The following is a 5196-nucleotide window of genomic DNA, read 5'->3' on the forward strand; positions in this document are numbered from 1 at the left end:
CCGTCCGCTCCGATGTCGGGCGCCATCCCCACGGCAGCCGCGACGGCATCGGCCCAGAGCAGTTCCGGCGCGGCCGCAGCCGGCGACGACGTCCCGCCGTGGGACGAGCCGCCGGAGGACGACGTCCCGCCCTACGACGCCGAGCCGCCTGCCGACGACCACCCTCACGAGGACATCTCACCCGACGACGAGCAGGCGCCCGACGCACAGCTGAGCGGCGCGGACGTGGTCGCGCAGATGCTCGGCGGCACCGTGATCGACGACAAGTAGCAGTCGGTCGCGGCTCCGCGATCGCCCGCGGCGCGCTGATAGCCTCGATCGCATGAATGGCGAGCCGGCGGCGACGACCAAGCCGCCGAACAAGTTCCAGCTCAAGCGAGCGCGAACCCGCGAAGACCTGCTGCAGCTCGGCATCGACCGCTACCTCGTCAAGGGCTACGCCGAGACCACCATCGAGGACATCGTCCGCGACTCGCCCTACACGCGGGGCGCGTTCTACTTTCACTTCGACTCGAAGGAACAGTTCTTCCTCGACGTGCTGCGCGCGCGACGCGACCGGCGAGGCGAGTGGTGGACAGTGGTCGAAGAGGCACAGCCCAGCTCCCTCGTGGAGGCGCTCGCCGCGGCCCAGGCGGAGTTCGCGCGCACCGACCCCCACGGCGCGCGCTGGACCATGCTCATCTCCGAATTCGTCGACGCCAACCGCGACGATCCCTCCCTCATCGAGCCGCTCCACGCGCTTCACAAGGAGTGGAGCGCCGAGCTCGGACGGCTCATGGCCTATGTGCAGGAGCACGGCTGGTGCCGCACCGATGTCGCGCCCAGTGAGCTCGCGGCCGACATCCTTGCGATCACGTCGGGCTTCGGCACCATGTTCGAGGTCTACGGGGCGAGCCCGTCCCGCCTCATGGACGTCTACGTGCGCTACCTCGAGCCTCGCTGACCGCGATGCCGGACTGAGCGCGCCTGGCCCTCGGCTCGCGCGCCGACGCCTACGCTGGACCCATGTATGACGGCGCGGTGCAGGATCTGATCGACGAGCTGGGACACCTTCCCGGCGTGGGCCCCAAGAGCGCCCAGCGCATCGCCTTCCACCTCCTCGCCGCCGACGGCGCAGACGTCAAGCGCCTCGCGGACGCCATCACCACGGTCAAGGAGAAGGTGCGCTTCTGTGACACCTGCGGCAACGTCGCCGAGTCCGAGCAGTGCCGCATCTGCGCGGACCCCCGCCGTGCCGACGACCTCCTGTGCGTGGTCGAGGAGCCCAAGGACGTCGTGGTCATCGAGCGCACCCGCGAGTACCGGGGCCGCTATCACGTGCTCGGCGGCGCGATCGACCCCATGAACGGGGTGGGGCCCGACGACCTGCGCATCCGCGAGCTGCTGACCCGCCTGGGCGACGGCGCCGTTCAAGAGGTCATCATCGCGACCGACCCCAACATCGAGGGCGAGGCGACGGCGACGTACCTGACGCGCATGCTGGCGCCCATGGGCATCGACGTGTCGCGACTGGCGTCGGGGCTGCCCGTGGGCGGCGACCTCGAGTACGCGGACGAGGTCACCCTGGGCCGCGCGTTCGAAGGCCGCCGCAAGGTCTCCTAGGCCACGCGGGTCCCTGACCTCAGGTTCTTGTAGGGCACGCGCAGGCGATTGACGACGATCCACATCGAGCCGGCGAAGAGGGCCGCCACAACGCCGAGGCCCAGCCACGGTGCGCGATCAAGATTCGCCTGCTCCTGCTGCTGCTCGATCCAGTCGTCCTCCCACTCCGCCGACTCCTCGGCCCACATGGCCTCGCGCTCCTCGCCGCTCATCTGCGCGAGCTCGATGTCGCGAGCGAGCTGCTCGCACTCGTCGAAGCCGACGTGCTCGTCGACGGACTCCTCAGGACCGAGCCGCGCGCCCGAGACGAGCGAGTGGATGCCGGCGAACACGCCAGGCGCGGCCCGCCCGTCCTCCTCCCACGTCTCGGGGTCGACGATCGGCGCGGTCTCGGAGATCATCACGACCGGGTTGACCAGCAGTACCCACGCGATACGGTCCGTGTGGGTGACGGTGTACGCCCAATCCGAGTCGACGCAGGCGTAGTCATCGGGATCGAGTTCGCTGAAGTCGCCCGTCTGATAGGCGTTGTCGAGCGCGGACTGGGCCTCGGGCGTCATGGAATCCCAGTCGATCCACTGGTCGCGCTGCGGCGACTCGTCCGTGACCAGCAGCGACGCGATGCCGAAGGCGATGAGCGTGCCAATGACGAAGAAGCCCGTGGTGAGGTGTGCCAGAGACACGGATGCGACGGCGCGCGCCGCGATCGATGACCACGCGAGGCCCACGGCAGTGAACGCCAGCACGACGAACAGAACCGCCGCAACGGTGACGAGCATCTCCACGACCGTCCAACCCGAGGTCAGGAACGTGTAGATGAGGAACGGCGACAGCGCGACCAGCGCGACCACTGACACCGTCCACGAGGCGAGAAGCTTGCCGAACGCGATGTCCCCCGCCGTCAGGTGCGTCATCTGGAGCGGCGCGAGCACGCCCTCGCTCGAATCGCCGTTGATGGACGTCGCCGAGAGCGACGGTGCAATGAGCATGCCGACGCCCAGCACCATGACCAGCACGATCTCGAAGTTGGTGGATGACAGCTGCGCAGGCGCGAAGACCGCCGCGGCGAGGCAGATCGCGATCACGACCGCGAAGAGGATGCCGTAGAGCACGTAGCCCTTGGCACTCGGGCGCCTGCGGCGCAGCTCGATGCGCGCGACAAGGCTCACGCCGTGCGGCGTCGGGAGCCAGGGATTGCCCGTCCGCGGTGGCGGGCTGACGGGGACGTCGGGAAGCGGAGCCGACGCCGTCTCGGGTGCCTGGGTGGTCATCGCCGCTCCTCGTTCATCGCCATGTAGGTCTGTTCGAGCGCCGACCCGACCGGGCCGAATCGGTGCACGGCCACGCCCTGACCAATCAGCCAGGCGAGCGCCTGCGCCGCGTTGGACTCGTCGGCGATGCGGGTCACGGCACCGGTGTCCGTGATCTCGAAATCGACGTTCCCGGCGGTGAGCGCAGCGTGCAGCGCGGCCGGGTCCAGGGCGTCGATGCGGTACTTGAGCCTCGCATCGGCCACCATCGCCGTAGCCTGATCTCCCAGGGTCCGCCCCTTCGACATGAAGACGGCCTCGTCGACCATCTCATCGAGCTCGGCGAGCACGTGACTCGAGATCAGCACGGCCTTGCCCTCGGCCGCGAGCTGGCGCACCAGGACTCGGAGGTCCACGCGCGAGCGCGGGTCGAGGCCGTTGGCGGGCTCGTCCAGGAGCAGCACCGCGGGGTCGTGCACGAGCGCGCGGGCCAGCGACAGCCGCTGCTTCTGACCCCGCGACAGCACCCGCGCGGGCCTGTCGGCGAACTCGCTGAGGTGGACCCGCTCGAGAAGTGCGGCGCCCCGGTCACGTGCGGTCGCGCGCGGGATGCGGTAGGCCTCGCCCACGAGCGTGAGGGTCTGGAGGCACGTGAGGTTGTCCCACGAACCCAGCTGGTCGGGCATCCATCCGATCGCGGCGCGCACCGCGGCGGCGTCCGTCCTCGGGTCCGCACCGGCGACGGTGATGGTGCCCGCATGCGGTCGGAGCAGGCCGGACAGCATCAGCATGAGGGTGGTCTTGCCACAGCCGTTCGGTCCGATCAGTGCGGTCACCTCGCCGCGCCTGACGGCCAGCGTGGCGTCCTCGACGGCGCGAACGTCGCCGAAGGATCGCGCGACCCCGGTCGCGACGATCGCCCCCGTCGTCGCGGGCGCGTCCTCAGTGATGGTCATTCCACTCCTCTGCCTCGTGCCGGTGGCGCTGCCGCGCCCGTGGTGCCATCGGGTCGAGTGTGGCAGACACCGGGCTGGCGACGCATGAGGGAAGACCCTGATTCTTGCGCGTGTCGACGTCGCGGTGGGCCAGCACCCGAGCGACACTAGTGAGACCACTACCTTGAGGAGACGCCATGCCCCGCCCCGCGACCGACAAACGCGAGCGCCTCACGGCCGCCGCGATCCACCTGGCCCGCACCACGGGGCTCGAGGCGACCACCCTCGCCGCGATCGCCGGCGAGGCCGGAGTGCCGTCCGGATCGGTGTACTACTACTTCAAGACCAAGGCCGACGTCGCGGGCGCCGTGGCCGATGGCGTCGCGGACCAGCTCGCCGCAGCGCGCGACGGTCTTCCCGCGGAGCCCGCCGCCGCACTCGTCGCGTTGCTCGGCACGTACCTGGACGACGCTACAGCGATCCGCGCTCACGGCAGTCTGCTCGCCACCGCATCGGCCGTCCCGGGAGACGCGCGCGCGCACCGCGAGACCCTCGCGTGGATCGCGGATCAGTTCGAGGGCCTGGGGTTCGCTCGCGCGGCCTCCGAGGCCCGGGCCGTGCACCTGCTCGCCGGCGTCGAGGGAGGCGCAGCCCTCGCCCACGCGCTCGACGAGTCCGGCCCCCTCGAGCGCGAGGCCGCCCACCTCGAGCGGTGGGTGAGCAACACGAAGGCCTGACCCCCGGCATCGGCCCTCCGCACTCCTGGCGGTCGATTCTCGCTCACCCAACCGCTGACGCGAGCGAAATGGGCCCGAATCGCTCGGCTAGGCGCCTACGTGAGCGAAGTGGGCCCATTTCGCGGGAAAGCCGGGGCGGGCACTAGACTGTGTCACCGTGCCCGCGCGGGCGCGCCCACCCTGGTCAGATTCCTGGAGCTCAAGCATGCCTCTCGTGGTGCAGAAGTACGGAGGGTCCTCCGTCTCGGACGCCGACGCCATCAAGCGCGTCGCCCGTCGCATCGTCGAGACCAAGATGATGGGCAACGACGTCGTGGTCGCCGTGAGCGCGATGGGCGACACCACCGACGAGCTGATCGACCTCGCCAACGCCGTGACCGGCGACCCCGCGCCGCGCGAGATGGACATCCTGCTGACCGCGGGCGAGCGCATCTCGATGGCGCTGCTGGCGATGGCGAATGTAATCGAAGCCGGCGCGCAGGCGGTACGGGCCGGTCTGGCCGAAGCCGCTGATCGAGCAGTAGAGGATGTCCTCCCGCACCTGCTTGACCGAGTCGTAATCGATGCCGAGCTTGGCGGTGACGCCGGGCCGGAAGTTCTCAATCACCAGGTCGGCGGTCTTGCAGAGGTCGAGGAACGCCTGCTTGCCGGCGTCGCTCTTGAGGTCGATGC

At 69.9% G+C, this 5196-nt stretch carries 6 protein-coding genes and 2 pseudogenes; 5 read left to right on the plus strand and 3 right to left on the minus strand.

All coding sequences use genetic code 11. From position 1 onward, the window contains the following. The 3 genes from QZ483_RS12505 to recR form a co-directional block, all read left to right on the plus strand. On the plus strand, window positions 1–270 hold a 270-nt coding region (locus tag QZ483_RS12505; protein ID WP_297084496.1), incomplete at its 5' end, for a hypothetical protein. A 52-nt stretch (window positions 271–322) separates the two neighbouring features. Beyond that, window positions 323–943 (plus strand): TetR/AcrR family transcriptional regulator, encoded by a 621-nt coding sequence (locus QZ483_RS12510; RefSeq protein WP_297084499.1) that lies wholly within the window; start codon window positions 323–325, stop codon window positions 941–943. Between the two features lie 62 nt (window positions 944–1005). Beyond that, entirely contained in the window at window positions 1006–1602 is a 597-nt protein-coding gene (recR, locus tag QZ483_RS12515; protein ID WP_297084501.1) for a recombination mediator RecR, read from the plus strand. Here the strand turns inward: recR and QZ483_RS12520 are convergent. Both QZ483_RS12520 and QZ483_RS12525 read right to left on the minus strand, forming a co-directional pair. Continuing rightward, window positions 1599–2873: an ABC transporter permease gene (locus tag QZ483_RS12520; protein ID WP_297084503.1), complete on the minus strand. Its 1275-nt coding sequence runs from the start codon at window positions 2871–2873 to the stop codon at window positions 1599–1601. The two genes, recR and QZ483_RS12520, sit on opposite strands and share 4 nt — an antisense overlap. Further along, window positions 2870–3808, minus strand: coding sequence for an ABC transporter ATP-binding protein (locus QZ483_RS12525; RefSeq protein ID WP_297084504.1), 939 nt, complete (start codon window positions 3806–3808; stop codon window positions 2870–2872). The genes QZ483_RS12520 and QZ483_RS12525 overlap by 4 nt, the downstream gene beginning before the upstream one ends. A gap of 176 nt (window positions 3809–3984) precedes the next feature. Here QZ483_RS12525 and QZ483_RS12530 point away from each other — a divergent pair, with 176 nt between their 5' ends. Both QZ483_RS12530 and QZ483_RS12535 read left to right on the plus strand, forming a co-directional pair. Continuing rightward, entirely contained in the window at window positions 3985–4524 is a 540-nt protein-coding gene (locus tag QZ483_RS12530) for a TetR/AcrR family transcriptional regulator (protein ID WP_297084505.1), read from the plus strand. Between the two features lie 205 nt (window positions 4525–4729). Beyond that, window positions 4730–4981: pseudogene (locus tag QZ483_RS12535) on the plus strand (aspartate kinase); the annotation flags it as partial. 60 nt (window positions 4982–5041) lie between these two features. On the opposite strand, the pseudogene QZ483_RS13620 reads toward QZ483_RS12535, so the two are convergent. Further along, a pseudogene (locus tag QZ483_RS13620) lies at window positions 5042–5194 on the minus strand (CoA transferase); the annotation flags it as partial. Window positions 5195–5196: the final 2 nt, after the last annotated feature.

The organism is uncultured Demequina sp., from assembly GCF_913055775.1.
Taxonomy (GTDB): domain Bacteria; phylum Actinomycetota; class Actinomycetes; order Actinomycetales; family Demequinaceae; genus Demequina.

Bases quoted from the DNA above. Each gene is read 5' to 3' on its own strand.
- QZ483_RS12530 (WP_297084505.1), top strand. From the start codon at position 3,985: ATGCCCCGCCCCGCGACCGACAAACGCGAGCGCCTCACGGCCGCCGCG.
- QZ483_RS12525 (WP_297084504.1), bottom strand. From the start codon at position 3,808: ATGACCATCACTGAGGACGCGCCCGCGACGACGGGGGCGATCGTCGCG.
- QZ483_RS12510 (WP_297084499.1), top strand. From the start codon at position 323: ATGAATGGCGAGCCGGCGGCGACGACCAAGCCGCCGAACAAGTTCCAG.
- QZ483_RS12520 (WP_297084503.1), bottom strand. From the start codon at position 2,873: ATGACCACCCAGGCACCCGAGACGGCGTCGGCTCCGCTTCCCGACGTC.
- recR (WP_297084501.1), top strand. From the start codon at position 1,006: ATGTATGACGGCGCGGTGCAGGATCTGATCGACGAGCTGGGACACCTT.